The sequence below is a fragment of the Pseudomonas sp. K2I15 genome (genome assembly GCF_002204795.1).
Classification (GTDB): Bacteria; Pseudomonadota; Gammaproteobacteria; order Pseudomonadales; family Pseudomonadaceae; genus Aquipseudomonas.
Genome location: NZ_NIXO01000054.1, coordinates 15,303 through 41,551, shown reverse-complemented (window position 1 = coordinate 41,551; position 26,249 = coordinate 15,303). Strand labels below are relative to the sequence as shown.

Annotated in this window: 25 protein-coding genes; 13 read left to right on the top strand and 12 right to left on the bottom strand. The window is 60.7% G+C overall.

Going from position 1 to position 26,249, the window contains the following annotated elements; all coding sequences use genetic code 11:
• Positions 1–131: 131 nt before the first annotated feature.
• The 3 genes from CEC48_RS25060 to CEC48_RS25050 form a co-directional block, all read right to left on the bottom strand.
• Entirely contained in the window at positions 132–1,112 is a 981-nt protein-coding gene (locus CEC48_RS25060; protein ID WP_088426178.1) for a hypothetical protein, read from the bottom strand.
• A complete protein-coding gene (locus tag CEC48_RS25055; RefSeq protein WP_088426177.1) occupies positions 1,113–2,000 on the bottom strand; it encodes a neutral zinc metallopeptidase in 888 nt (295 codons plus the stop codon).
• 74 nt (positions 2,001–2,074) lie between these two features.
• Positions 2,075–2,491, bottom strand: coding sequence for a membrane lipoprotein lipid attachment site-containing protein (locus CEC48_RS25050; protein WP_088426176.1), 417 nt, complete (start codon positions 2,489–2,491; stop codon positions 2,075–2,077).
• Positions 2,492–2,677: 186 nt separating this feature from the next.
• Here CEC48_RS25050 and CEC48_RS25045 point away from each other — a divergent pair, with 186 nt between their 5' ends.
• Complete coding sequence (locus tag CEC48_RS25045; protein ID WP_088426175.1) at positions 2,678–3,556, top strand: DMT family transporter; 879 nt, start codon at positions 2,678–2,680, stop codon at positions 3,554–3,556.
• A gap of 5 nt (positions 3,557–3,561) precedes the next feature.
• Here CEC48_RS25045 and CEC48_RS25040 read toward each other — a convergent pair whose 3' ends face one another.
• Entirely contained in the window at positions 3,562–4,896 is a 1,335-nt protein-coding gene (locus CEC48_RS25040) for an MFS transporter (protein WP_088426174.1), read from the bottom strand.
• A gap of 254 nt (positions 4,897–5,150) precedes the next feature.
• Between CEC48_RS25040 and quiC the strand changes: the two genes are divergently transcribed.
• Positions 5,151–7,049 carry a 3-dehydroshikimate dehydratase QuiC gene (quiC, locus tag CEC48_RS25035; protein ID WP_088426173.1) on the top strand — a complete coding sequence of 633 codons (1,899 nt, stop codon included), beginning with the start codon at positions 5,151–5,153 and terminating at the stop codon, positions 7,047–7,049.
• 71 nt (positions 7,050–7,120) lie between these two features.
• The gene (locus tag CEC48_RS25030; RefSeq protein WP_088426172.1) at positions 7,121–7,786 is read left to right on the top strand and encodes a TetR/AcrR family transcriptional regulator; all 666 of its coding nucleotides are present in this window, start codon (positions 7,121–7,123) and stop codon (positions 7,784–7,786) included.
• Positions 7,787–7,915: 129 nt separating this feature from the next.
• On the opposite strand, the gene CEC48_RS25025 is transcribed toward CEC48_RS25030, so the two are convergent.
• Complete coding sequence (locus CEC48_RS25025) at positions 7,916–8,776, bottom strand: shikimate dehydrogenase (RefSeq protein ID WP_088426171.1); 861 nt, start codon at positions 8,774–8,776, stop codon at positions 7,916–7,918.
• On the bottom strand, positions 8,773–9,213 hold the full coding sequence (gene aroQ / locus CEC48_RS25020; protein ID WP_088426170.1) for a type II 3-dehydroquinate dehydratase: 441 nt from the start codon (positions 9,211–9,213) through the stop codon (positions 8,773–8,775). The genes CEC48_RS25025 and aroQ overlap by 4 nt, the downstream gene beginning before the upstream one ends.
• Before the next feature lie 295 nt (positions 9,214–9,508).
• On the opposite strand from aroQ, the gene CEC48_RS25015 reads away from it, so the two are divergent.
• Entirely contained in the window at positions 9,509–9,937 is a 429-nt protein-coding gene (locus tag CEC48_RS25015; RefSeq protein WP_088426169.1) for a DUF4160 domain-containing protein, read from the top strand.
• Positions 9,934–10,401 (top strand): DUF2442 domain-containing protein, encoded by a 468-nt coding sequence (locus CEC48_RS25010; protein WP_088426168.1) that lies wholly within the window; start codon positions 9,934–9,936, stop codon positions 10,399–10,401. The genes CEC48_RS25015 and CEC48_RS25010 overlap by 4 nt, the downstream gene beginning before the upstream one ends.
• A 59-nt stretch (positions 10,402–10,460) precedes the next feature.
• On the opposite strand, the gene trmA is transcribed toward CEC48_RS25010, so the two are convergent.
• Positions 10,461–11,540, bottom strand: a complete 1,080-nt coding sequence (gene trmA, locus CEC48_RS25005; protein ID WP_088426167.1) for a tRNA (uridine(54)-C5)-methyltransferase TrmA — start codon at positions 11,538–11,540, stop codon at positions 10,461–10,463.
• Positions 11,537–12,832 carry an NCS2 family permease gene (locus CEC48_RS25000; RefSeq protein ID WP_003215557.1) on the bottom strand — a complete coding sequence of 432 codons (1,296 nt, stop codon included), beginning with the start codon at positions 12,830–12,832 and terminating at the stop codon, positions 11,537–11,539. The genes trmA and CEC48_RS25000 overlap by 4 nt, the downstream gene beginning before the upstream one ends.
• Before the next feature lie 200 nt (positions 12,833–13,032).
• Between CEC48_RS25000 and CEC48_RS24995 the strand changes: the two genes are divergently transcribed.
• From CEC48_RS24995 to CEC48_RS24980, 4 genes are all read left to right on the top strand, one after another.
• A complete protein-coding gene (locus CEC48_RS24995) occupies positions 13,033–13,479 on the top strand; it encodes a DUF4879 domain-containing protein (protein WP_088426166.1) in 447 nt (148 codons plus the stop codon).
• Positions 13,480–13,585: 106 nt separating this feature from the next.
• The gene (locus tag CEC48_RS24990; protein WP_088426165.1) at positions 13,586–14,110 is read left to right on the top strand and encodes a (2Fe-2S)-binding protein; all 525 of its coding nucleotides are present in this window, start codon (positions 13,586–13,588) and stop codon (positions 14,108–14,110) included.
• Positions 14,107–15,096 carry a xanthine dehydrogenase family protein subunit M gene (locus tag CEC48_RS24985; protein WP_088426164.1) on the top strand — a complete coding sequence of 330 codons (990 nt, stop codon included), beginning with the start codon at positions 14,107–14,109 and terminating at the stop codon, positions 15,094–15,096. Before CEC48_RS24990 ends, CEC48_RS24985 begins: the two co-directional genes overlap by 4 nt.
• Positions 15,093–17,276 carry a xanthine dehydrogenase family protein molybdopterin-binding subunit gene (locus tag CEC48_RS24980; protein WP_088426163.1) on the top strand — a complete coding sequence of 728 codons (2,184 nt, stop codon included), beginning with the start codon at positions 15,093–15,095 and terminating at the stop codon, positions 17,274–17,276. The genes CEC48_RS24985 and CEC48_RS24980 overlap by 4 nt, the downstream gene beginning before the upstream one ends.
• Here the strand turns inward: CEC48_RS24980 and CEC48_RS24975 are convergent.
• Positions 17,273–18,511, bottom strand: a complete 1,239-nt coding sequence (locus CEC48_RS24975; protein ID WP_088426162.1) for an MFS transporter — start codon at positions 18,509–18,511, stop codon at positions 17,273–17,275. The two genes, CEC48_RS24980 and CEC48_RS24975, sit on opposite strands and share 4 nt — an antisense overlap.
• Before the next feature lie 1,288 nt (positions 18,512–19,799).
• Here CEC48_RS24975 and CEC48_RS24965 point away from each other — a divergent pair.
• Genes CEC48_RS24965 through CEC48_RS24955 form a run of 3 tightly spaced genes read left to right on the top strand, consistent with a single transcriptional unit; the run spans position 19,800 to position 22,430 of the window.
• A complete protein-coding gene (locus CEC48_RS24965) occupies positions 19,800–21,239 on the top strand; it encodes a cytochrome ubiquinol oxidase subunit I (RefSeq protein ID WP_088426161.1) in 1,440 nt (479 codons plus the stop codon).
• Positions 21,240–21,242: 3 nt separating this feature from the next.
• Positions 21,243–22,250 (top strand): cytochrome d ubiquinol oxidase subunit II, encoded by a 1,008-nt coding sequence (cydB, locus tag CEC48_RS24960; RefSeq protein WP_088426160.1) that lies wholly within the window; start codon positions 21,243–21,245, stop codon positions 22,248–22,250.
• A 12-nt stretch (positions 22,251–22,262) separates the two neighbouring features.
• Positions 22,263–22,430, top strand: a complete 168-nt coding sequence (locus CEC48_RS24955; RefSeq protein ID WP_003215809.1) for a DUF2474 domain-containing protein — start codon at positions 22,263–22,265, stop codon at positions 22,428–22,430.
• Between the two features lie 41 nt (positions 22,431–22,471).
• Here CEC48_RS24955 and CEC48_RS24950 read toward each other — a convergent pair whose 3' ends face one another.
• Complete coding sequence (locus CEC48_RS24950) at positions 22,472–23,596, bottom strand: methyltransferase (RefSeq protein WP_088426159.1); 1,125 nt, start codon at positions 23,594–23,596, stop codon at positions 22,472–22,474.
• 125 nt (positions 23,597–23,721) lie between these two features.
• Complete coding sequence (locus CEC48_RS24945; protein ID WP_088426158.1) at positions 23,722–24,432, bottom strand: LuxR family transcriptional regulator; 711 nt, start codon at positions 24,430–24,432, stop codon at positions 23,722–23,724.
• Between the two features lie 421 nt (positions 24,433–24,853).
• On the opposite strand from CEC48_RS24945, the gene CEC48_RS24940 reads away from it, so the two are divergent.
• A complete protein-coding gene (locus CEC48_RS24940; protein ID WP_088426157.1) occupies positions 24,854–25,630 on the top strand; it encodes a ferredoxin--NADP reductase in 777 nt (258 codons plus the stop codon).
• Between the two features lie 42 nt (positions 25,631–25,672).
• Here CEC48_RS24940 and mscL read toward each other — a convergent pair whose 3' ends face one another.
• The gene (gene mscL, locus CEC48_RS24935) at positions 25,673–26,089 is read right to left on the bottom strand and encodes a large-conductance mechanosensitive channel protein MscL (protein ID WP_088426156.1); all 417 of its coding nucleotides are present in this window, start codon (positions 26,087–26,089) and stop codon (positions 25,673–25,675) included.
• Positions 26,090–26,249: the final 160 nt, after the last annotated feature.

The following is a 26,249-nucleotide window of genomic DNA, read 5'->3' as shown; positions in this document are numbered from 1 at the left end:
GGTGAGAGCGCTCTGGCTTGGCCCACGCTTGTAACTGTTCGAGGTGGGCTCGTTCAACTGTTCGGGCTCATGTCCAGAGCGGAGAGGTGAGTGGCAGCATGGGCTCCCACATTTGTATCCGGTTTAGTCAGTTATTGGTTGAACAACACCTTCTGCCCTTCAGGCGACGTAAACATCTTGTCCCCGTCATGCCCAATCCCCGGCACTTCAACCAGCTTGTGGCCCAACTGCGGGTGCCGCTGCTTGAGGTAGTCAAAATAGTTGTGCCCGCGAATCAAGCGATACGCACCTTGGGTTTCAGCCCCACAGCTCTTGTCCAGCGCCGGGTGATTCGGGTCGGTGTCCTGCTGGCCCAGCAGATAGGTGACATTGCGTGACACATACGCTTGCTCCAGCTGCTCGGCACTTTGCCCTTTGGCGTAGGCCGGCAGGTTTTGCATGCCGTATTTCCAGTCATTGAAGCCCGGGCAACTGGCGACATCGAACTTCACTGGCCGCTGCGGGCTGAAGTACGCGTAGGACGACGGGTTGGCCACCACATAGCGCAAGCTGATGCCTTCGGTTTGCAACAGCGGGTGATCATGCCCGGTCAAGGCAAACCGCTGCACCACCTGGCCGCCGCCGGAATGGCCGGCCACCACGATTTCTTTCAGGTTCGGGAACAGCGTGCGGTTGCCCAGGTGCTTGATGATCTGGTCCAGCGCGCCGTAGGAGCTGATCTGGCCCGGGCCGGTGGACGGCTCGCCGGCCATCCAGTCATTGCTGTTCCAGCGCAGGGTCTGGCTGTCGATCTGATTGCGCTTGAGGTCGGTCTGGTTGAGAAACTGCGGCGCAATCACCAGGGTGTTGGTGTTTTGCCCTGCGGCTTGGGCGGCTTTTTCGCCGCTTTCAAGGTAAGTCATGGCGTTGCGCAAGCGGCCATGCACGATGATCAGCGCACGGGTGACTTGAGGCAGCGGCTGGCGCCAGTCCTGGCTCAAGCCGACGCTTAGGTCGCCGGCATCCAGGTGGAAACGATCGGGGCTGACCACCTTGACGCCATGTTCGGCGGCCCAGGTGGGGGTGGAACAGGTGATCAACAAACCTAACAGCAGACCCAGTCGTTTATTCATTTAAAGGCTCTTGGCAGTGAAGGTGTCGCATTGAGTGATCTGGCCCTGGGCGAAGCCGGTCTTGAACCAGCGAACCCGCTGTGCCGAGGTGCCGTGGGTAAACGAGTCAGGCACCACGCGGCCTTGGCCCTGTTGCTGCAAGCGGTCATCGCCAATGGCGTTGGCCGCATTCAGTGCTTCTTCAATGTCGCCGGGCTCCAGCCAGTTCAGGCGCTTTTGCGCCCGGTTGGCCCACACCCCGGCGAAGCAGTCGGCTTGCAGCTCCTGGCGCACCAATAGGCCGCCGTCGCCTTGCATCTGCCGGCCTTGTTGGCGGGCTGCCTGAATCTTCGCGGATATGCCGAGCAATGTCTGAACGTGGTGCCCGACTTCATGCGCAATCACGTAGGCCTGGGCGAAATCGCCGGCGGCCTTGAAGCGCTGGGACATTTCCCGGAAGAAATCCAGGTCCAGGTACACCTGCTGGTCTGCCGGGCAATAGAACGGCCCGCTGGCGGACGTGGCACCACCGCAGGCGGAGTTCACCCGGCCACGGAACAGGATCAATTTGGGGTTCTTGTAGGTCAGGCCGTTTTCCTGGAAGACCTGGGCCCAGGTATCTTCGGTGTCGCCGAGGATGGCGCGTACGAAGTCGGCCTGTTCATCATTGGCCGGTGGCGCCTGGCGGGTTTGCGGGCTGACGGAGGGCGCTTGCTCGGTGAGCTGGCCACTGAGTTGCCCGAGGATCTGCATCGGGTCCTGGCCGGTCAGCCAGCCGATGCCGACGATCAGCACGATCGCCGTCAGGCTCAGGCCCTTGCCGCCACCAAAGCGCATGCCACCGCCGCCGCCACTGTCATCGCGGGCGTCCACCACGTTGTCGCTGCGTCGGCCTTTTTTCCATAGCATGTGGCAATCCTCTTGATAAACCTGTAGCTCATTGTTGTTGGTGTGTAGGGCTGGCGCCAGTCCGGCTGTCGGTGTTAATCCCGGCAATAACCTTCACCGGTGTCGACCACCAGGCAGTCCTTTTTGTCGGCCAGCCATTTCAGGCCGGTGGCTTCACCGTCGCCGGCGCTCAGGATTTGCGGGCCGTCCGGGCGTTCAAAGGTGATGCCGTCTTCAGAGGCTTCGCCCTTGAAGGTGCCGGAATCATCGTCATCCAGGCCGTATTTCATGGTGAGTACATAGTGGCCGCGGCCGATGCTGTCGTCCTTGGCGATGGTCAGGTTCAGGCCTTCGACGCCAATCCACTTGCCGACCCATTTGTCGGTGGGCAGCACTTCCGGCACCAGCGTCGCTTGCACGGAGGGCGGTGCCGGCGCTTTGGCAGGCTCGGGGTGTTTATCGCAAGCGCTGAGCAGGGCAAGGGTCGAAAGAATAAACAGGGTTTTTTTCATGGTGCGAAGGCCTTGGTTAAAAAACGCGCAATGGACGGGTGGGCGTGGAGGGTTGGACTGGATAACCGCAATTTAGTGCGCTGTTCGAACAGGGTTTGGTTATGCTCTTGAGCGAGGCGCGTCACACGTTCTAGATTATGCCGCGGTATGCGGCGGTCATTTCAGCCTGCCACTCAAGAGAATGCAATGACCCTCAGCACCCCACTTTCCGGCGTCAACCACCCGCTCAAAGGCATTTTGCTGATTGTGGTGGCCACCTTTCTGTTTTCCAGCCACGACGCGCTGTCCAAATACCTGGCCGGGTTTTACCCGATTGTGATGGTGGTGTGGGCGCGTTACGTGGTGCACACGCTGTTGATGGCCGGGATATTCCTGCCGCAATCAGGCCTGCGGGTGCTGCGCAGTAAGCGGCCGTTGCTGCAAGTGGCGCGGGCCTTGTGCCTGCTGGGCACCAGCCTGTTCTTCACGTCGGCGCTGCACTTTATCCCGTTGGCCGAGGCCACGGCGGTCAACTTTCTTGCGCCGATCCTGGTCACCGCGTTGTCGGTGCCGCTGCTGGGCGAGCACGTGACTCGCGGCCAATGGCTGGCGGTGATTTGCGGGTTTATCGGGGTGCTGATCATTGTGCATCCGGGCGGTGAGCTGTTCACGCCGGCGGTGTTGTTGCCGCTGACGTCCGCGCTGTTCTTCTGCTTCTACCAGTTGCTCACGCGCATCCTCAGCAAGTACGACACGCCGACTACCAGCAACTTCTTCGCCGGGCTGTGCAACACCTTGGTGATGAGTGCGCTGGTGCCGTTCTTCTGGCAAGTGCCGAGCCTGTGGCACGGGGTGTTGATGCTGGCGCTGGGCAGCTGCGGGATGACCGCACACTTGATGCTGACCCAGGCGTTTCGCTTCGCGGCGCCAGCGCTGCTGGCACCGTTCGGCTATTGCCAGATCGTGTTTGCGGGGTTGTTGGGCTGGCTGGTGTTCAATCACACCCCGGACCTGACCACGGTGGTCGGGATCGGGGTGATCTGCCTGAGCGGGTTGGCCGCTGCCTGGCAGCAGCGGCGCAGGTAGGAAACTCAGGCCTCGACGGTCGGAATCTTGCGCGGCGCCATGAAGTACATCCAGATCAGTGCGATGAAATACATCGCCGGAATCAGGGTGAACAGCACGGTGTAGTTGTTGTTGGTCACGGTCAGGATATGGCCGACGATCTGGGTCATGAACATCCCGCCGATGGCCGCGCACATGCCGCCAAAGCCAAACACCGTACTCATCATGTGCTTGGGCGTGTAGTCCATTACCAGGCTCCAGATGTTGGCGGTCCAGGCCTGGTGCGCGCCGATGGCCAGGGAGATGGCAAACACCGCGACCCACAGCTGGCTGGAGCCGGCAGCCATGATCACCCCGATGATGCAGCAGGCAAACAGCAGCATCGACAACAGCCGCGCCTTGATCGGATTCATCCCACGGCCGATCAGGAACGAAGACAGAATGCCCCCGCCAATGCTGCCGAAGTCCGCCGTCAGGTAAATGATGATCAGCGGGATGCCCATCTGGGTCACGTTGATGCCCAGGTTGTATTGCTGGTTCAGGAACGGCGGTAGCCAGTACAGGTAGAACCAGAACACCGGCGCGGTCATCGAGTAGGCGAGGGCGAAGGCCCAGGTACCGCGCATGCGCAGGATGCGGCTGAACGGCACGCGGGGTTGTTCCGGTTCGACTTCCTGTTGCACGTAGTCCAGTTCCGATTGCTTCACGCTCGGATGGTCTTCCGGGTTGTAGTACTTCAAGCCCCAGAACACCAGCCAGATGGCGCCCAGTGCCGACATGCACAGGAACGCCGCCTGCCAGCCCCACACGTGGAGGATCAGCGGCAGCAGCATCGGTGTCATCATCGCGCCAACGTTGGTGCCGGCGTTGAAGATGCCAGTCGCCACTGCACGCTCGCCAGCGGGAAACCACAGGCGGGTGGTCTTGACGCAGGCCGGGTAGTTGGCGGCTTCGGTCAACCCGAGAATAAACCGGCACACCATAAAGCCCACCGCCGAGGTCGCCAGGCCGTGGGCGCCGGTCGCCAGGCTCCACAGCAACACTGCGCAGAAGAACACGCGCTTGACGCCGACCCGGTCGATCAACCGGCCTTGCAGCACAAAGCCGATGGCGTAACCCACCTGGAACCAGAAGTTGATGTTGGCGTAATCCATCGCCGTCCAGCTCATTTCCTTGGCCAGGATGGGCTGCATCACGCCGAGTGCGGCGCGGTCGATGTAGTTCAGGGTGGTGGCGAAAAACACCAGGGCCAGCATGCCCCAGCGGGTTTTACCGACAGCCATGGCGCCACGGATTTTGTCGCCGATGCCGCTATGGGGATTGCTGTGGCGCACGGCCACGGCGGGATTTTGCGAAGGCATGAGGAAGTACCCGTTTTTTTGAAATTTTTATGGTGTGTTCAGGGTCTTGGTTAACCGAGGCCACTCAACAGGAGCGGGACTCAATGTGCTGTGGATGGTGCGCAGTGGCTAAAAAATCGTCAATTCGTCGATTGCCATTCTGTTCGATAATCGCCCGTAAAACTAACCGGTTCGTACATTTCAATTGCTGTGAGCAGTTTAGCGGCCAATAATTTGCCGTAAATAAGACATGCCTCAATGCCGGGAGTCGCCCCATGCAACGCTCCATCGCCACCGTTTCCTTGAGCGGAACCCTGCCGGAAAAACTCGAAGCCATCGCGGCGGCCGGGTTTGATGGTGTGGAAATCTTCGAAAACGATCTGCTGTATTACGACGGCAGCCCGCGAGAAGTTAGGCAGCTGTGCGCCGACCTCGGCATTGCCATCACCTTGTTCCAGCCCTTCCGGGATTTTGAAGGCTGCCGCCGCGACCGGCTGGCACGCAACCTGGAGCGGGCCGAGCGCAAGTTCGACTTGATGCAGGAGTTGGGCACCGACCTGGTGCTGGTGTGCAGTAACGCGTCAGCCGATTCCGTGGGCGATGAACGCATTCTGCTGGATGACTTGAGCCTGCTGGCCGAACACGCCGGCCGCCGTGGCCTGCGCATTGGCTATGAAGCGCTGGCGTGGGGGCGGCACGTTAATACCTGGCAACAGGTGTGGAATTTGGTGCGCAAGATCGATCACCCAAGCCTCGGCGTGTTGCTCGACAGTTTTCACACGTTGTCCCTCAAGGGCGACCCAAGTGCCATCGCCGAGATTCCCGGCGACAAAATCTTCTTTGTGCAGATGGCCGACGCGCCTGTCCTGGCCATGGACGTACTGGAGTGGAGCCGGCATTTCCGCTGCTTCCCAGGGCAAGGCGAATTTGACCTGGCGGGCTTCCTCGCCCCGATCATCAAGAGTGGCTACACCGGGCCGTTGTCGTTGGAAATCTTCAACGACGGCTTTCGCGCCGCGCCCACCCGAGCGAATGCCGCCGACGGCCTGCGCTCGCTGCTGTACCTGGAGGAGAAGACCCGCCAGCGGCTGGCCGAAGAAGCCAAACCGGTGCCGGAGATTCTGTTTGAAACCCCGGCCGCCAGCGAATACGACGGCATCGAATTCCTGGAATTTGCCGTGGATGAAAACCTCGGCGCCAAGCTCACTTCATGGCTGGAGCGCCTGGGCTTCGTCAAGGCCGGGCAGCATCGCTCCAAGAGCGTCAGCCTGCTGCGCCAGGGCGATATCAACCTGATCCTCAACTGTGAACCCTATTCTTTCGCCCATAATTTTTTCGAGGCCCACGGCCCGTCATTGTGCGCCACGGCGATCCGCGTGAAGGACAGCGCCAAGGCCCTGGAGCGCGCGGTGGCCTACAAGGGCCAGCCGTATCGGGGCCTGGTCGGGCCCAATGAGCTGGAGCTGGCGGCGGTGCGTGCACCCGACGGCAGCCTGATCTACCTGGTGGACCAGAACGAAGGCGGCCTCTACAACACCGATTTCAACCTGCAACCGGCGAATGCTGCCAGCGGCGGCCTGCTGCGCATCGACCATATGGCCATGGCGTTGCCCGCCGACAGCCTCGACAGTTGGGTGCTGTTCTACAAAAGCCTGCTGGATTTCGAAGCCGATGACGAGGTGGTGCTGCCCGACCCGTACGGCCTGGTGAAAAGCCGGGCACTGCGCAGCCGCTGCAGTTCGATTCGCCTGCCGCTGAATATTTCCGAGAACCGCAACACCGCGATTTCCCACGCGCTGTCGAGCTATCGCGGCTCGGGCGTGCACCACATTGCCTTCGACTGCGCGGACATTTTCGCCGAGGTCAGCCGGGCCAAGGATGCCGGGGTGCCGCTGCTGGATATTCCGCTGAACTACTACGACGACCTCGCGGCGCGGTTTGATTTTGATGACGAGTTCCTCAGCCAGCTCGCGTATTACAACGTGCTTTACGACCGTGATGCCCAGGGCGGTGAACTGTTCCACGTGTACACCGAACCGTTCGAGGGCCGGTTTTTCTTCGAGATCATCCAGCGCAAAAACGGTTACGCCGGTTACGGTGCGGCCAACGTGGCGGTGCGCCTGGCGGCCATGGCCAAGTCCCGCAGCGGTGCGGCGCGCCAGGCCAGGTTGTAAGGTGCTGGCGCTTCCTTCGGCGTGCGGCGCGGCCCATAATCAGCGCCTGCACCTAAGGCCGTGAGCGCACCATGACCCTGACTTCCGAGCTTCCCGCCGTGGCCATCGCGCCACGCAAGAGTCGCAAGAACAACCCGGAAAAGACCCGCGAGAACATCCTCCAGGAAGCCATCGTCGAGTTTGTCACGCAGGGCCTTTCCGGCGCCCGGGTGGACGCGATCGCCGAGCGTATCCAGACCTCCAAGCGCATGATCTATTACTACTTCGGCAGCAAGGAGCAGCTGTACGTCGAGGTGCTGGAGAAGCTCTACGGCGACATTCGCACCACCGAAACCCGGATGAACCTGACGGCGCTGGAACCTCGGGAAGCGATTCGCCGGCTGGTGGAATTCACCTTTGATCACCACGATCAGAACGTGGATTTTGTACGGATTGTCAGCATCGAAAACATCCACAACGCCGAGTACGTAAAACAGTCAACGTCGATCAAGGCGATGAACAGCAACATCCTCGAAGCCCTCGGCACCACGTTGCGCCGGGGCGCAGAACTGGGGGTGTTCCGTGAAGGGCTGGAGCCGTTGGACGTGCACTTGCTGATCAACTCGTTCAGCTTTTACCGGGTGTCCAACCGCCACACCTTCAGCGAGATCTTTCAGATCGAGTTGTCGGATGAGGCGGTCAAGCAGCGGCATCGAGCGATGATCTGCGAGTCGGTGTTGCGCTATTTGCAGGCCTGAATTTAACACTGAACAAATGTGGGAGCGGGCTTGCTCGCGAATGCGGTGTATCAGCCAATACATCTGGTGACTGACACACTGCCTTCGCGAGCAAGCCCGCTCCCACATTTTTTGATCCGGTTTCCACAGTTAGATGTTCATGCTCTGGAAGTGCGCCAGCATCCGGTCGGCGTCCGCCACTTCGCCACTGAACAACTCAAACGCCTTCACCGCCTGAAACACCGCCATGTTGCCGCCATCCAGGGTGCGACAACCCAGGGCGCGGGCGTTGCGCAGCAGTTCGGTTTCCAGCGGGAAATACACAATCTCCGCCACCCACAAGTCGGCGCGCAAGGTGTCCAGCGGCACCGGCATGCCCGGCAGCTTGGCCATGCCCATGGGCGTGGTGTTCACCAGGCCGTCGGCCTCGGCCATGGCGTTTTCCAGGTCATTGCCTGCCTGCGCCCGCCCGTCACCAAAATGCTGGTTGAGGTTGTCGGCCAGGCTGCGGGCGCGCTCGGCGTCCATATCGAAAATGCTCAAGCGCTCCACGCCTTCGCCCAGCAGCGCATGGGCCACCGCCGCCCCGGCACCGCCCGCGCCCATCTGCACCACGTGCTTGCGAGCCACGTCACTCAAGCCCCGGCGAAAGCCTTCGGCAAAACCCAGGCAGTCGGTGTTGTGGCCGATACGTTTACCGTTTTGGAACACCACGGTATTCACCGCGCCGATGCCCCGCGCCTCGGGCGACAGGTTGTCCAGCAACGGCAGGATCGCCTGCTTGCATGGGTAGGTGATGTTCAGGCCGGTGAAGTTCATCTGCTCGGCCGCCATCAGCAGGTCGGGCAGGGCGCGGGTATCCACCTGCAACTGATCGAGGTCGATCAGGCGATACAAGTAGCGCAAGCCCTGGGCATCACCTTCGTGCTCATGCAGGGCCGGGGTGCGGGAAGCCTGGATGCCGGCGCCTATCAGGCCGGCGAGAATTCGACGTTTGGACACCGGGTTCATCCCTTCAAGGTCTTGCTGAAATGTTCTAGGGCCAAGTGATAGCCATGGCTGCCAAAACCGGCGAGCACCGCCTTGGCGATTGGCGACACGAACGAGTGATGACGGAACGCTTCCCGGGCATGCACGTTGGACAAATGCACTTCGATCACCGGCACTTCACTGGCCACCAGCGCATCGCGGATCGCCACCGAGGTGTGGGTCCAGGCGGCCGGGTTGATCACGATGCCGGCGCAACGGGCGCGGGAGCCGTGGATCCAGTCCAGCAATTCGCCTTCGTGGTTGGTCTGGCGGAACTCGACTTTCAACCCCAGTTGTTCGGCGCTGCGGCCACACAGGGCGGCGAGGTCGGCCAGGGTTTCGTGGCCATAAGTGGCGGGCTCGCGGGTGCCGAGCAGGTTGAGATTGGGGCCGTTGAGCACCAGCACGATGGGCGGCATAAAGGGATCTCCACTGTTGTTTTTATCTGCGGAGATAAAATGTACTGAATGGTTAATTTGGTCAATCGTCGGGGTGGGAAACGGGCGATTATCGAACGCCAATTGAAAGCGCGTGTAACTGGGGGCTTGCTTGCTGGGCGGTGGTCACTCTTTCCATGAGCGGTTACAACCCGGTATTCGACGAACTGGCCCCTGCGACTAGCCTGTGGCGGTAACTCCAGATAGCGGAGCCGGTTGTCGGGTTGCACGCGGAAAAGTGTTACCTGGCGGAAAATAACCTAACTGATGGGTTACGATGAAAGTAGGCACTTACAAAGGACATGTGATTGCGGTGTTTCTCAGGGATGAGCATTGCCCGCCTCATGTGCATGTTGCTGGCAAGGAATGGGATGCACGCTTTCGTTTCAGCTTTCTGAATGGGCATGTGGCGTTGTGGGATGTAGACCCTGAACGGAGGCGGCCACCCACAGCGGTCCTGGAGGGAATACGCAAGACGATAATGCAGCCGCACTACCTGGCGCGGGCACGCAGGATCTGGTGGGAAACACTGCAAACGGTGTGTCTGGAGAATCATTCCTGGGACTGGGAAGCCGGTGAGGTGTTGCCTGGGTTGATCATTCAGCGGGGTGTTTATGTGATCGCACGTGCCCGGCACGATGTCGTGGGGCAGAAAACAATTCTGAATCTGGTCAGGGCGCCGGGTTTTGTGGAGATTGATTTATGAAAAAAATCGTAAAAGCCAAAGTTTTACCGTATGCACCGATCACCGAGGCCGATATCGACACGGCAATAGACCGAGGACGCAGCTCAAAGGGTTTGTACGCTAACGCCAGCAATGTGCGTTATGAAAATGACTGCCTATCCATTGGCTTCAGCGACGGCAGTCGCGTCATGTTGCCTGTGGCGGGGCTGCCGGAGTTCGCAGGGTTTAGCTTGCAGGATTTCCAGCAGTTAGAAGTCGGTTTTGGCGGAAAGGCGCTTTGTTGTGAGGCCCAGGACCTGGATGTTTCCATCACCGGCCTTATCGCCACAAGCCAGCCTTTAATGGCCCTGGCTACAAGCCTGGTAGCCTCCCACAACGGTCGCAAGAGCAGCGCCGCCAAATCCGCTGCCGCCCGAGCCAATGGCAAGAAGGGCGGGCGGCCACGCAAGGAGGTTCTGGATGACAGTGATTCAGCTGATACATGAAGATCCAATGTGGCAGCTGACCCGCTCCCACACTTGGATAGGTTGGGTGTGCTGAGGTTTTACCGCCGCGTCAGCAACACACCCGATTCCATATGGTGCGTCCACGGGAACTGGTCAAACAACGCACACTGGGTAATCCGGTGCGTGTCATGCAGTTGCGCGATGTTCGCCGCCAACGTCTCCGGGTTGCAGGAGATGTAGAGGATGTTCTCGAAGCGCCGGGTCAGCTCGCAGGTGTCCGGGTCCATCCCGGCACGCGGCGGGTCGACGAACACGCTGCCGAATTCGTAGCTCTTGAGGTCGATGCCGTGCAGGCGTCGGAACGGCCGCACTTCGTTCAAGGCTTCGGTCAGTTCTTCAGCAGACAAACGCACCAGGGTGACGTTATCCACCGCGTTTTCATCCAGGTTGCTCAGGGCAGCACTCACCGAAGTCTTGCTGATTTCGGTAGCCAGCACTTTGCGCACGCGGGTGGCCAGCGGCAGGGTGAAGTTGCCGTTGCCGCAATACAGCTCCAGCAAGTCATCACTGCGATCGCCAAGCGCTTCGTACGCCCAGTTGAGCATCTTCTGGTTCACCGTGCCGTTGGGCTGGGTGAACGCGCCTTCGGGCTGGCGATAGCTGAAGGTGCGGCCGCCGACGTCGAGTTTCTCGACCACGTAATCGCGGCCGATCACATCGCGCTTGCCCTTCGAACGGCCGATGATGCTGACGTTCAGATCAGCCGCCAGCTTGTTGGCCGCCGTATGCCAATGCTCATCCAGCGGGCGGTGATAGCACAGGGTGATCATCGCGTCGCCGGCGAGCGTGGTGAGGAACTCCACCTGAAACAGCTTGTGGCTCAGGGCGGCGCTGGCTTGCCAGGCAGCCTTGAGCTGCGGCATCAACTGGTTGATGCGCAGGCTGGCAATGGGGAATTCTTCGATGAGGATCGGCGTGCGCTTGTCGTCCTGGGAGAACATCGCATAGTGGCGCTGACCGCCTTCGCGCCACAGGCGGAACTCCGCCCGTAGGCGGAAGTTCTGCAACGGCGAGTCGAAAACCTGAGGCTCTGGCGCGTCGAACGGCGCCAGCAGGTCACGCAGGCGCGTGACCTTGTCTTGCAGTTGAACGGTGTAGCTTGCGGCATCAAAAGTCATGCGTTGAACCAGCCCAGCTTGATCACAAACAGAATCGACAGGATCACCAGCGCCGGGTTCAGCTCACGGTAGCGGCCCGAAAGCAGCTTGATGGCGGTCCAGGCGATGAAACCGAAGGCAATGCCGTTGGCGATGGAATAAGTGAATGGCATCGCCAGGGCGGTGATCACCACCGGTGCGGCGACGGTGATGTCGTCCCAGTCGATTTCGGCCAGGCCAGAGGTCATCAGTACGGCAACAAACAGCAGCGCCGGCGCGGTGGCAAAGGCCGGTACGCTGGCCGCCAGTGGCGAGAAAAACAGCGCCAGCAGAAACAGGATCGCGACCACCACAGCGGTCAAACCGGTACGGCCACCGGCGCTCACGCCCGCAGCCGATTCGATGTAGCTGGTGGTGGTCGAGGTGCCCAGCAGGGAGCCGGCCATGGCAGCGGTACTGTCCGCGATCAGCGCACGGCCCATTTTCGGCATGTGGCCGTCCTTGCCCATCAGGCCGGCGCGCTTGGCGACGCCGATCAGGGTGCCGGAGTTGTCGAACAGGTCGACGAACAGGAAGGCGAAGATCACGCTCACCAGACCGATGTCCAGGGCGCCCTTGATGTCCAGTTGCAGGAAGGTCGGGGCCAGCGAAGGCGGCATCGACATCACGCCGCCGAACGGGGTAAAGCCCAGCACGATGGAGGCGATGGTCACCACCAGAATGCCGATCAATACCGCGCCGCGCACTTTCAGGGCTTCCAGCGCAACGATCAGCGCGAAGCCAAGGGTGGCGAGGATCGGTGCCGGTTGCTTCAGGTCGCCCAGGCCCACCATGGTGGCCGGGTTGCTGACCACGATGCCGGCGTTGTGCAGGGCGATCAGTGCCAGGAACAGGCCGATACCCGCCGCAATCGCCGAGCGCAGCGGCAGCGGGATGCTGTTGATGATCCATTCACGGATGCGGAAGATCGACAGCAGGAAGAACAGCACCGCCGAGATGAACACCGCACCCAGCGCCACTTGCCAGGTATGGCCCATGTGCAGGACCACGGTGTAGGTGAAGAACGCGTTGAGGCCCATGCCCGGTGCCAGCGCAATCGGGTAGTTGGCGATCAGGCCCATCACGGTGGAGCCGATAGCCGCCGCCAGGCAGGTCGCTACGAACACCGCGCCCTTGTCCATGCCGGTCTCGCCGAGAATGCTCGGGTTGACGAACAGGATGTAGGCCATGGCCAGGAAGGTGGTGACGCCCGCGAGAATCTCGGTGCGCACATTGGTGTTGTGTGCCTTGAGTTGAAACAGCTTTTCCAGCATGCCTGCTCCCTGTGACGCTATTTTGCGTCGTTATTTGTTGACCTCTAAGTCAAAGCACAAACTGCGCCAAGCGGCTGTGGTTCCAGAGAGGATCGGAAAAAGCGGCGCATCATACCAGCAGCCGAGGGCCAGTGGCGCATAGGCTTGATCATGGCCTTGAGGCATACTGCGCCGACGTTTATTGCAGGGTCATCGACAGCATGAAAAAAGCCAGCGCCTGGAGTCTAGCTGTGTTCGGTTGTATCGGCCTGTGGCTCGGCGCAGCACCGGTGTGGGGCGCGCCTGCACCGGCGTTGAGCGAGGTGCGGGTGTTCAAGGTGCAGTCGGCCAAGTGCACTGAAACCATCCCTGAACGGGCGACCAGCACCCAGATGTGCACGCACCGTGGGCAAACGCTGGTGTACGTGATGGAAGTCGGGTTGGGCAACAGCTCCCAGGCGTTCTTCGATGGCGCGCCGGTTTCCGGCAGCAGCATCGCCATTTGCCAGGTCGGCTCCATCAGCCAGGCGTGCAGCGGCGCGGGTACGTTGATGGGCTACATCTATACGTTCCAGCTGGATATCGAAGCCGGCGGCACGTTCCAGTACAGCAACACCTCGATCAACGCGCCGCGCAACCAGCTGGTTACCACCCTTAGCATTCGCTGATCGCCACCCATCAATTGCCTTGAACGCTCATAACCCCGGGAAGTCGTACCGCTAAGACGGCGACTTCCCTGAACGCCGCGATTGCACACCAATCCGTGAGGTGTTTATGAGCGCGACCCCCAACGGCGTGGCGGCCAAGCCGTTCGTTAGCCATCCGATAAGCCTGACCCTCAATCGTCGGGACATCCAACTGGATGTATTGCCCTGGACCACCCTGCTGGACCTGCTGCGCGAGCAACTGGACCTGACTGGCACCAAGAAGGGTTGCGACCACGGCCAGTGCGGCGCCTGCACCGTATTGCTCAACGGTAAACGGGTGAACGCCTGCCTGACCCTGGCGGTGATGTGCGACGGCGCCGAGTTGACCACCATCGAAGGCCTGGCCTCGGGCGAAGACCTGCACCCGATGCAACAGGCATTCATCAAGCACGATGCTTTCCAGTGCGGCTACTGCACGCCGGGGCAGATTTGTTCGGCAGTGGGCCTGGCCCGTGAAGGCCGGGCCCACGATACCGCGCAAATCCAGGAATTGATGAGCGGCAACCTGTGCCGCTGCGGCGCCTACAACAACATCCGCGATGCCATCGAAGAAGCTTTGCCGGCATGCCGCACGCAGGGAGGTGAGCAATGAATCCCTTCCATTACAGCAAACCGGTGGACGTGCAGGAGGCGGTGCATCTGGTCAGCCCGGCGTCGCGCTTTATCGCCGGCGGCACCAACCTGCTGGACCTGATGAAAGAAAACATCAGCCGCCCCGAGCACTTGATCGATATCACCGGCTTGCCGCTTCGCGACGTGGAAGAAACCGCCGATGGCGGCCTGATGATCGGCGCCCTGGTGAGCAACGCCGACCTGGCCTGGCACCCGCTGATCGAACAACGCTACCCGCTGCTGTCCCAGGCCATCCTCGCGGGTGCCTCGCCGCAATTGCGAAACATGGCCAGCACCGGCGGCAACCTGTTGCAGCGTACCCGTTGCTACTACTTCTATGATGCGGCCGTACCCTGTAACAAACGCGAGCCCGGCAGCGGCTGCCCGGCGCGGTCCGGTTTGAACCGCATCCACGCGATCCTCGGCGCCAGCGACCAGTGCGTGGCCACCCATCCTTCGGACATGTGCGTGGCGCTGGCTGCCCTGGATGCCCGGGTGCATGTGCAGGGTCGTGGCGGGGCGCGGGTCATCGAGTTTGCCGACTTCCACCGGTTGCCGGGCGATGCGCCCCAGCGGGATAACCAATTGGCCGACGATGAGTTGATCACCGCTATCGAATTGCCCACCGACCACCTTGCTGCCCACAGCCACTACCTGAAAATCCGCGACCGGGCTTCTTATGCATTCGCCCTGGTATCCGTTGCGGCTGCGCTGGAGCTGCAAGGCGACGTAATCGTCGACGCCCGCCTGGCCCTGGGCGGCGTCGCCCACAAACCCTGGCGTGACCGCGCGGTGGAAGCCTCGCTGATCGGCCAATCCGTCAGCCGCGAAACCTTCAGCACCGCCGCCGAAACCCTGCTGCTGGACGCCGAGCCTTTGGAGCACAACGGCTTCAAGATCAAACTGGCACGCCGCGCGATCATTCGCGCCCTGAGCGATGCCGCTGTTGCAGGAGCCACGTCATGAGTGCGATCGGTAAACCGTTGGACCGGGTGGACGGTCTGCTCAAGGTCACAGGGCAGGCGCGATATGCCGGGGAATTCCCTGAGGACGGCCTGCTGCACGGCAGCGTGGTGTCGAGCAACATCGCCAAGGGCCGCGTCATCCGTATCGATGCTTCAAAAGCCCTGGCGCTGCCGGGTGTGGTGATGGTGCTCGATCACCTCAATCGCCCGAAACTCGCCAGCTACGATGACAGTTACGCGGATGCCGATGCCGCCGACGGCTCACCATTTCGCCCGCTGTATAACGACCGCGTGCTCTACAGCGGCCAGCCATTGGCGTTGGTGATCGCCGATAACCTGGAACTGGCACGCCACGCCGGCTCCCTGGTGCAAATCGAATATGCAGCCGAGCCTGCCGAGACCGACCTGCTGGCCTTGCAGGACCAGGCATACCCGTCGCCGCAAACACCGCCCAAGCCACGGGGCAACTTCCAGGCTGAATGGACCGGCGCTGCCACCCGCCTGGACCTGCACTACAGCACGCCCATCGAACACCACAACCCGATGGAACCCCACGCCAGTACCGTGCTGTATCAGCCGGACGGCACCCTGCATATCCACGACAAAACCCAGGGCCCGCAGAACTGCCAGGCCTACGTACAGAAAGTCTTCGGCCTGGATAAAAGCCAGGTGCGGATCTTTGCGGCATTTGTCGGTGGCGCTTTTGGTTCCGGCTTGCGCCCGCAGTACCAACTGCCGCTGGCGGTGATGGCCTCAATGGCGTTGAAACGTTCGGTGCGCGTCACCCTCACGCGTCAGCAGATGTTCACCTTCGGCTATCGCCCGCGCACCTTGCAGCGCCTGCAACTGGGCGCCGCCGCCAATGGCCGCTTGCTCGCGCTGGGCCACACCGCCATCGGCCAGACCTCGCGCTTCGAAGACTTCAGCGAACACGTGGTGGAATGGAGCGGCATGCTCTATCACTGCGACAACGTGCTGCTGACCTACAAGCTGGTGCCGCTGGATGTGTTCACGCCGTTGGACATGCGCGCGCCCGGCGCGGCGCTTGGGGTGATCGGCCTGGAGTGCGCCATGGACGAACTGGCCTGTGCCCTGGGCATCGACCCGGTGCAGTTGCGGCTGATCAACTATGCCGAGCGCAATCAGAACGAAGACAAACCCTGGTCCAGCAAGGCCTTGCGCGAATGCTATAGCGAAGGCGCCGAACGTTTCGGTTGGAGCCAACGCAACCCGGAGCCACGGAGCATGCGTGATGGTCGCCAACTGATCGGTTGGGGCATGGCCGGCGGCGTATGGGAAGCCTTGCAAATGAAGGCCAGCGCCAAGGCGCGGATCGATCACCTTGGCAAGCTCACGGTCAGCAGCGCCACCACCGATATCGGCACCGGTACTTACACGGTCATGGCGCAGATTGCAGCCCAGGCCAGTGGCGTTCCGGTGGGCGACGTGACGTTCCTGCTGGGGGATTCATCACTGCCGACCGCGCCGCTGCAGGGTGGCTCGTTTACCGTGTCGTCGGTGGGCAGCGCGGTGCAGCAGGCGTGTGAAGCGTTGAATGCCAAGCTCTTGGACATTGCGCGCAAGACTTATCCGGCGTTTAAAGATGCTGAGTTGGCGCGGTTCGAAAATGGCCAGTTGCATGCCGGTGACCAGCGCATCTCCCTGGCGCAACTGGTGCAGGACAGCGGTGAGCAGGCGTTGGAAGTGCAGGTTGACTGCGAGCCCGACAAAAAGCGCGAAGGCTATGCCTCAGCCACGCATTCGGCGGTGTTTGTCGAAGTGCGGGTGGACGAAGACCTGGGCACCATCAAGGTCAGCCGGGTGGTCAGTGCGATTGCGGCGGGGCGGGTGGTTAACCCGAAGATGGCCCGCAGCCAGATTCTCGGCGGTGTGGTCTGGGGTATTGGCATGGCGTTGCATGAGGAGACCCAGATCGACCATCAATTGGGCCGCTACATGAACCACAGCCTGGCCGAATACCATATCCCGGTAAACGCGGATATCGGCGAGATTGAGGTGTTGTTTGTCGAAGAACACGACGAGATCGTCAACGCCCTGGGTTCCAAGGGCGTTGGCGAGATCGGGATTGTCGGGGTGGCGGCGGCGGTGGCCAACGCGGTGTATCACGCCACCGGCAAGCGGGTGCGGGACTTTCCTGTCACCCTCGACAAGGTGCTCTAAACCTTGGTTTCTTCCACCGGCACATGCATGCGGTCGCGGTTGGCCAGGGTCGGGAACAGCTTGATCCAGACCCCGGTCACCACCAACGTACCGATCCCGCCCATGACCACGGCGGGCACGGTGCCGAACCAATGGGCGGTGATCCCGGATTCAAACTCGCCCAACTGATTCGACGCGCCGATAAACAGGCCGTTGACCGCGCTGACCCGGCCACGCATCTCATCGGGGGTTTCCAGCTGCACGAACGAGGCGCGGATCACCATGCTGATCATGTCTGCAGCGCCCAGTACCACCAGCACGGCCAGGGAGAACCAGAACGAGGTCGACAGGCCGAACGCGATGGTCGCCACGCCAAACACACCCACCGCCGTGAACATGATCCGCCCGACATGCCGGTCGACGGCAAACCGCGCGAGCCACAACGACATCAGCAACGCGCCGACCGCCGGCGCCGAACGCAGCAGCCCAAGGCCCCACGGCCCGGTCAGCAAAATATCCTTCGCAAACACCGGCAGCAACGCCGTGGCACCGCCCAGCAGCACGGCAAACAGGTCCAGGGAAATCGCCCCGAGGATGTCCGGCCGGCTGCGGATAAAGCGAATCCCGGCCAGCAACGAATCCATGGTCGCCTTGGCCTTGTTCAACGGCGTCTGGCGCGCGGGCAGGTTCAGGGTCAGCACACAGGCAATCAGGTACAGCACCACCGTCGGGCCATACACCCAGACGCTGCCAAAGGCGTACAGCAAACCGCCCAACGCCGGAGCAACAATGGTCGCCAATTGCTGCGCCGACTGCGATGAGGCCACTGCGCGCGGAAACAGCGCGGTGGGCACGATGCTCGGCAGCAGGGCCTGGGTGGTGGGCATTTCAAACGAGCGCGCCGCGCCCAGCAGGAACGCCAGGATAAAAATCATCTCGCGGGTGACATTGCCGGTCAGGCCGCCAATCGCCAGGGAAAGCGCAATTAATGCTTGCACGGTCTGGCAGATGGCGGCGACCTTGCGCCGCTCATAGCGGTCGGCCACATGGCCGGTGTGCAGCATGAACAGCACCCGTGGTACGAACTCCACCAGGCCGACCAAACCCAGGTCCAGTACGTTGCCGGTCAGTTGGTAAAGGTTCCAGCCGATGGCCACGGTGAGCATCTGGAAGCCGCTGGCGGTAAAGATCCGCGCCAGCCAGAACGCGATGAAAGGGCGGTGATGACGTAACAGCAGCGCGGGTTCACTGGGCATCGGGAAGACAGGTCTGGGAGGGGGAAGGGCGAGGTTATCATCAACTTGTAACCAATGGTTGCGTAGGTAGGCTAGGGGGCATGAGATATGTGCACCTCTTTGTACAGAGGAGGGTGTTGGGTTGGGCTGACTGAGTACATATCCGTTATTTAGGTAACGGCTACTTAGGGTTCCGCTCTTACAGCGGGTCACTTTTGAAAAGCGCAAAAGTAACCAAAACGCTCTGCCCCGCCTGTCGGCGCCTCGCCTAGGCTCGGCGTGCCCTCACTCCGGCACCGCGAAGCGGGCCGCCGCGACGGCCCGTCCCTGGCCCGTCGCGGCTAAACCGGCGTCCTGCCGGTTTAGCCGCTCCGTAATACCTGCGTTCGGCCTCGGGCTGAATGGGGCAGTCAGATCAAGATCAAGATCAAAAGCAAGAGCACAGCGGCCTACCGGCCGGCTTGAGTGTTAGAAGCAAGGTCAAGGGCCAGAGCGAGAGCGAAAGCAGAGCTGCGTTTCTGTGGGAGCGGGCTTGCTCGCGAAGAACCTGAGGGCGGCGCGTTCATCCAGAAAGCACGCGTCATCGTTGACGACCTTCGCGAGCAAGCCCGCTCCCACATTTTTTGGACCGCGTTCGCTTTTGATTTTGCTCTACACCACTCAAGCCGGCCGGTAGGCCGCTGTGTTCTTGATCTGCTTTTGATCTTGATCTTAGGCGCCCCGTTAAACCACGCTGGCCGAACGCAGGTAGTACGGAGCGGGTAAACCGGCAGGACGCCGGTTTAGCCGCGACGGGGCAGGGACGCCCCGTCGCGGCGGCCCGCGTAGTAATGCCGGAGTGAGGGCACACCGAGCCCAGGCGAGGTGCCGAGTGGTGGGGCAAGAGCGTTTTGCTTACTTTTGCGCTGTTCAAAAGTGAGCCGCTGTAAGAGCGGAACCCATATCAGCCGTCACCTAAATAACGGATATACACCCAGCGCACGCCCAGTCCCGCTACAAAAGATGTGCAGCTAATAATGTTAGGCAGACAACCCCCCACCACCACAGACAGCGTTCACTCACCACTGAGGCAACCTGTCACGCGGCAAAAGACCACGCCGTGCTTCTTCGAAAATGGGACTACTCTTTCACCAATGCTTGATCCAGATCAAAACCTTCGCCGGGTTTGCTCTGGCGGCCGCAAGGCCAGAATCCCTGCGTGGTTGGTTAAAAAAAGAAACGAATTTGAATTCGCCACACTCCATATCCGTGGGGGCAGTGGGTGCAGGCCTCCAGCCAGCATTCGGTATTACCTGACAGAGGAAGACTTATGTTCGGTTTGGAGGCGCTAGATCTCGCCCGAATTCAATTCGCGTTCACCATCTCATTCCATATCCTGTTCCCGGCCATCACCATCGGCCTGGCCAGTTACCTTGCGGTGCTGGAAGGCCTGTGGCTCAAGACCCACAACGACACCTACCGTGACCTCTACCATTTCTGGTCGAAGATCTTTGCCGTGAACTTCGGCATGGGCGTGGTCTCCGGCCTGGTCATGGCCTATCAGTTCGGCACCAACTGGAGCCGCTTCTCGGACTTCGCTGGCGCCGTCACCGGGCCGCTGCTGACGTATGAAGTGCTCACGGCTTTCTTCCTCGAAGCCGGGTTCCTTGGGGTGATGTTGTTCGGCTGGAACAAGGTCGGACGCAAGTTGCACTTTTTTGCCACGGTGATGGTGGCCGTCGGGACGCTGATCTCGACGTTCTGGATTCTCGCCTCCAACAGTTGGATGCAGACGCCACAGGGCTTTGAAATCATTGATGGCCGGGTGATACCAACCGACTGGCTGGCAGTGATTTTCAACCCGTCGTTCCCCTACCGCCTGATGCACATGGCCACGGCAGCGTTTGTCGCGACCGCGTTCTTTGTCGGTTCGTCGGCGGCCTGGCACTTGCTGCGCGGCAAGGACAGCCCGGCGATCCGCACCATGCTCTCGATGGCGATGTGGATGGCGTTGATTGTGGCGCCAATCCAGGCGGTGATCGGTGACTTCCACGGCCTGAACACCCTCAAGCATCAACCGGCGAAGATCGCCGCGATTGAAGGCCATTGGGAAAATATCGGCGACGAACCCACGCCGCTGATCCTGTTCGGCTGGCCGGACATGAAGGCCGAAAAAACCAAATTCGCTGTCGAGATTCCGTACCTGGGCAGCCTGATCCTGACTCACTCCCTGGACAAGCAGGTGCCGGCCCTCAAGGACTTCCCGCCTGAGGACCGCCCCAACTCGACCATCGTGTTCTGGTCGTTCCGGGTCATGGTGGGCCTGGGCTTCCTGATGATCTTCACCGGCCTGTTCAGCCTCTGGCTGCGCCGGGGCGACAAGATGTACACGTCCAAGCCGTTCCTGTACCTGGCGTTGTGGATGGGCCCGTCCGGCCTGATCGCGATTCTCGCCGGTTGGTTCACCACCGAAATCGGCCGCCAGCCGTGGGTGGTCTACGGGCTGATGCGCACGGCGGATGCCTCGTCCAACCACAGCTTTGCGCAGATGAGCATTACGTTGGTGTTGTTTGTGGTGGTGTACTTCGCGCTGTTCGGTGCGGGCCTTGGCTACATGATGCGCCTGGTGCGCAAAGGGCCAGTGATCAACGAAGGTGCAGAGGTCAGCCATGGCGGTCCCGGGCAGAAACGCACACCGGCCCGGCCATTGTCGGCAGCCGACGACAGCCATGACGCCGATCACGGCGACAGCTCGAATAAGGGGAACTGAGCCATGGGTATTGATCTTCCGCTGATCTGGGCCGTGATCATCATCTTCGGCATCATGATGTACGTGGTCATGGACGGCTTTGACCTGGGGATCGGCATTCTCTTCCCGTTTATCCCGGGCAAGACCGACCGTGACGTGATGATGAACACCGTCGCCCCCGTGTGGGACGGCAACGAAACCTGGCTGGTACTGGGCGGCGCGGCGCTGTTTGGCGCGTTCCCGCTGGCCTATTCGGTGGTGCTCTCGGCGCTGTACCTGCCGCTGATGTTGATGCTGATCGGGCTGATCTTTCGTGGCGTGGCCTTTGAGTTCCGCTTCAAGGCCAAGGACGACAAGCGTCACCTGTGGGACAAGGCGTTTATCGGCGGCTCACTGGCGGCGACCTTTTTCCAGGGCGTGGCGCTGGGGGCGTTCATTGATGGCATTCCGGTAGTCGATCGCCAGTTTGCCGGCGGCTCGCTGGACTGGTTTACGCCGTTCACGCTGTTCTGCGGTGTGGCGTTGATCGTGGCGTATGCGCTGCTGGGCTGCACCTGGCTGATCATGAAGACCGAAGGCAGTTTGCAGGAGAAGATGCACAACCTGGCGCGGCCCCTGGCGTTTGTCGTACTGGCGGTGATCGGTATCATCAGTATCTGGACGCCGCTGGCCCACCCCGAAATTGCCTCGCGCTGGTTCACCCTGCCGAACCTGTTCTGGTTCATGCCGGTGCCAATCCTGGTGCTGGTGACCATGTACGGGCTGATTCGCGCCGTGGCCCGCAATGCGCACTACACGCCTTTCCTGCTGACGCTGGTGCTGATTTTCCTCGGCTACAGCGGCCTTGGGATCAGCCTGTGGCCTAACATCATCCCGCCGTCGGTTTCGATCTGGGACGCCGCCGCGCCACCGCAAAGCCAGGGCTTCATGCTGGTGGGCACCTTGTTCATCATCCCGTTTATTTTGGGTTACACCTTCTGGAGCTACTACGTGTTCCGCGGCAAGGTTACCCACGAAGACGGTTATCACTAGGAGGATTGACTCATGTCCGGCAAACCTTCGTTGCACGATATCGAACAGGCCGAGAAAAAGCCGCTCTGGCAGCGCCTGGGCTGGCTGGCGATGATCTGGACCGGCAGCGTCCTGGCCCTGTTCGTAGTGGCCAGCCTGATGCGCATGTTCATGAACGCCGCGGGGCTGACCACCCACTGACATCCCGTTGTACTTATTGCCCTCCTTTATGGAGGGCTTTTTTATTTGCGCGCCTTGAGAATCACGAACTTCGGCGTGGCCGCCACTTGCTCGACGCCACGGAATAAGCGCGCCAACTTGCTGTGATAACCCAGGTGCCGGTTGCCGACGATATACAGGGCGCCGCCTACCACCAATGCTTCCCGTGCCTGCTGGAACATGCGCCAGGCAAGGAAGTCACCCACCACTTGCTGCTGGTGGAACGGCGGGTTGCACAGCACTACATCCAGCGATTGCGGCTCTTGATCGGCCAGGCCATCGCCGGGGCGAATCAGCACGTCACGTCCGCCCAGCGCTGCGCGCCAGTTCTCGGCCGCCGATTGCACGGCCATGTAGGACTCATCCACCAACGTGTAATGCGCCTCGGGGTTTTGCAGCGCACTGGCAATCGCCAATACACCGTTGCCGCAGCCCAGGTCTGCCACGCGGGCACTGCCCAGGTTTTGCGGCAAGTGCGGCAGGAAGGCCCGGGTGCCGATGTCCAGGCCTTCGCGACAGAACACGTTGGCGTGGTTGAGCAGTTCGATGGCCGGGGTTTCCAGGCTGTAGCGCGTAGGGTAGGGCGATATGGCGTGTGGCCGATCGGCCAGGGTGGCGATCAGCAGGCGGGCCTTTTTTAACGCCAGTGAGGCGTGCATCGGCCCGATATAGCGCTCCAGCAACTCACCGGCGGCGCGCGGCAGGTGCTTGACCATCGCCCCGGCAATCACTTCGGCGCCGGGTGCCAGTTGGCCTTGCAGGCGAATCAGTTGCTCTTCGAGCAGGGCCAGGGTCTTGGGCACGCGGATCAGTACGCGGTCGAACGGCCCGGTTGGCGTCTGGCTGGCGGGCAGGAACGAGATGGCGTCGAAGGCCTTGCTGTTGCGCGCCAGGTTCTTTTCCAGGCCTTGGGCACCCAGGAACGAGTCGCCGCTGGAGGTCACGTGCACATGCCCTTCGAGGCTGGCCGCCAGGGCGCCGAAACTGTCGTTGAGCACCAGTACGCGGGTCGCCGGGGTCGGCTGTTGTTCCGCCAGATAGCTGAGCAAATACTCATCGGCCGCATCAAACGCTTGCAGCGGGTCGTTGTGCTGTTCTGGCTGACGGATCAGGTCGAGTTGGGCGAAGGGGCTGTCGAGCAGGGGCATGGCGGGGGAGACTCTGGTAATCGAACCATCGGGGTGAACGGCGACGCGTGGCGATTGGGCTGGCGTCATCACCCGGGACTGGCCGTAAATGTTACGTTTTTTTCCTCCGGATTACATTCGGTGTTTTAGAACAGGCCGCATTTCACCGCCGTCATCACGGCGGCAATCTTGTTGGTGACGCCCAGCTTCTTCATTGCACTGCTGATATGAAAGCCGACCGTGCGTTCGGACAAGCACAGGATGGTGGCGATATCCGAGGCGGTTTTACCCAGTGCCGACCATTGCAGGATTTCGGTTTCCCGCGGGGTCAACTTGCTGGGAGCTTGCGGGCTGGGCTTGTCGGCGTACTTTTGGGCCACCACGGCGTGCATCGCGTGGCAAATCCACAGCACCTGGCCGGCTTTTTCATAGAGTTCTTCAGGGCTCACAGCACCGCTGTCGCGGCCCAGGCTCAGCATGCTGAAAACACCCTGGAAATCGTGGACCGACTGGGTCCATCCAAAATTCAAACCGTAGGAGCGGGCCTGAACCCATAAGTCGGGGACGCTGGAAAAGGTTTTCTCGTCCCATACGATCGGCAGCACCGAGCGTTTGCAATGTGCAACAACAGGATCCATATCGAAGTAGTTTTCTTGTTTGTACAGCGTATTCCATTCGTTTGAATAGTTGTTGATGCGAACAGTTTTTGTTTGATTGAGAGGGATATGAGCACTTAGTGTAAAACCGCAGTATTGAAAGCCGAGTTCATAAGTAAGGTTTAGAGCGGCTTCGTACATGCTGGTTATTTCGTTCTCACCCTCCAGTTTGGGTAGACGCGTGTTCCGCCAGTTGACCATCGGTAAATCTCCATGAGTGTTCCGTGACACGGGTACTTCCAGGACCCCGGTGCGACAGGAAAGGAGTGTAGGGTACCGGCTACAGCCCAAAGTGAAAAAATTTTTATGTTTGGCTGGTAGTTAGAGTTTAACTTTTTGTACATAAAGTTGGCTTTTGTATAAGTGTTAGGTGCGCACTAAGAAAATCATATTGTTTTTAGAGGGTTATCATTAGTGTCAGATTGATGGTGTTTACATGTGCTGTATCATTTGGTGATGTAATGGAAGGGTGTCAATAGCTAAATAGTTAGTCCGAGTTGTAGGGTTGCTTTTTTGTAAAGCTGCTAGCCATGCCGCCCGCTCCGGCAATGCCAGCACAAACCGTCGGTGTTTCCAGGCGCCGCTTTGAGGGACACTAGGGCATCTGCAAACGGAGTTCCCCATGACGGCCAGTGCTGAAAAATACACCCGCCAGACCTTGCTCGACGTGCAATCGCTGACCCCCAGCCTGTTTACCCTGCGCACCACCCGAGACCCCGGCTTTCGCTTTCGCGCCGGCCAGTTCGTGCGCCTGGGGGTGACCAAGGCTGACGGCAGCATTGTGTGGCGCGCCTATTCGGTGGTGTCTTCGCCGTTTGATGAGCACCTGGATTTCTTCTCTATCGTGGTGCCGGGCGGTGAGTTCACCAGTGAGCTGAGCCGCCTGCGGGAGGGTGATACCTTGCTGGTGGAGCGCCAGGCCACCGGGTTCCTGACCCTGGACCGGTTTGTGGATGGTCGCGATCTCTGGCTGCTGGGCACCGGCACCGGCATTGCGCCGTTCCTGTCGATCCTGCAGGACTTCGAAGTGTGGGAGAAATTCGAGCGGATCGTCCTGGTCTACAGCGCCCGGGAGGCCAAGGAATTGGCTTACCAGTCGTTGATCCATGACTTGGGCGAACGTGAGTACCTGGCGGAGTACGCCCACAAGCTCACCTACATTCCCATCGTCACCCGTGAGCAACATCCGGGGGCACTGAATGGCCGGATTACCACGCTGATCGAGAATGGCGAACTGGAGCGCGCCGCAGGCGTCGAGCTGACTCCGGAGCATTCCCGGGTGATGATTTGCGGCAACCCGCAGATGATCGACGACACACGTCAATTGCTGAAAACGCGCGACATGCAGCTGAGCCTGACCCGCCGCCCGGGCCAGGTCGCGGTAGAAAACTACTGGTAAAACAAAGGCGCCCCGCAGGCGCCTTTGTTGTGTTTGCCGAGCTTACTCGGGCTTGCTGTTCTGAGCCTTGAGCAGATCGCGGATCTCCCCCAGCAGCACTTCTTCCTTGCTCGGAACCGGCGGCAAGGTGGGCGCTACGGCCTCTTCACGCTTCAGGCGGTTGATGGCCTTCACGCCCATGAAGATCGCAAACGCGACGATCACAAAGTCGATCACGCTCTGAATGAACTTGCCGTACGCCAGCATGACCGCAGGCGCATCGCCTTGGGCGGCCTTGAGCGTTACGGCCAGGTCGCCAAAGTCGACGCCGCCAATCAGCAGGCCGATGGGCGGCATCACCACGTCGCCTACAAACGAGGAAACGATTTTGCCGAAGGCGGCGCCGATGATAATACCGACAGCCATGTCGACCACATTACCTTTGACCGCGAAGGCCTTGAACTCACTTAACACGCCCATAGGTTATTCCTTGTTACAGATGAGGAGGTAGAAGCCAGTGTAAGACAGTGTGGCGAGGCTTGCGCGACACAACTGCTTACAGTGTCCGTTTTTATCGACACATTAAATCGCAAATAGTTTGCAAAGTGCCACCAATCGCGCGCGGAATACCCGCTATTTC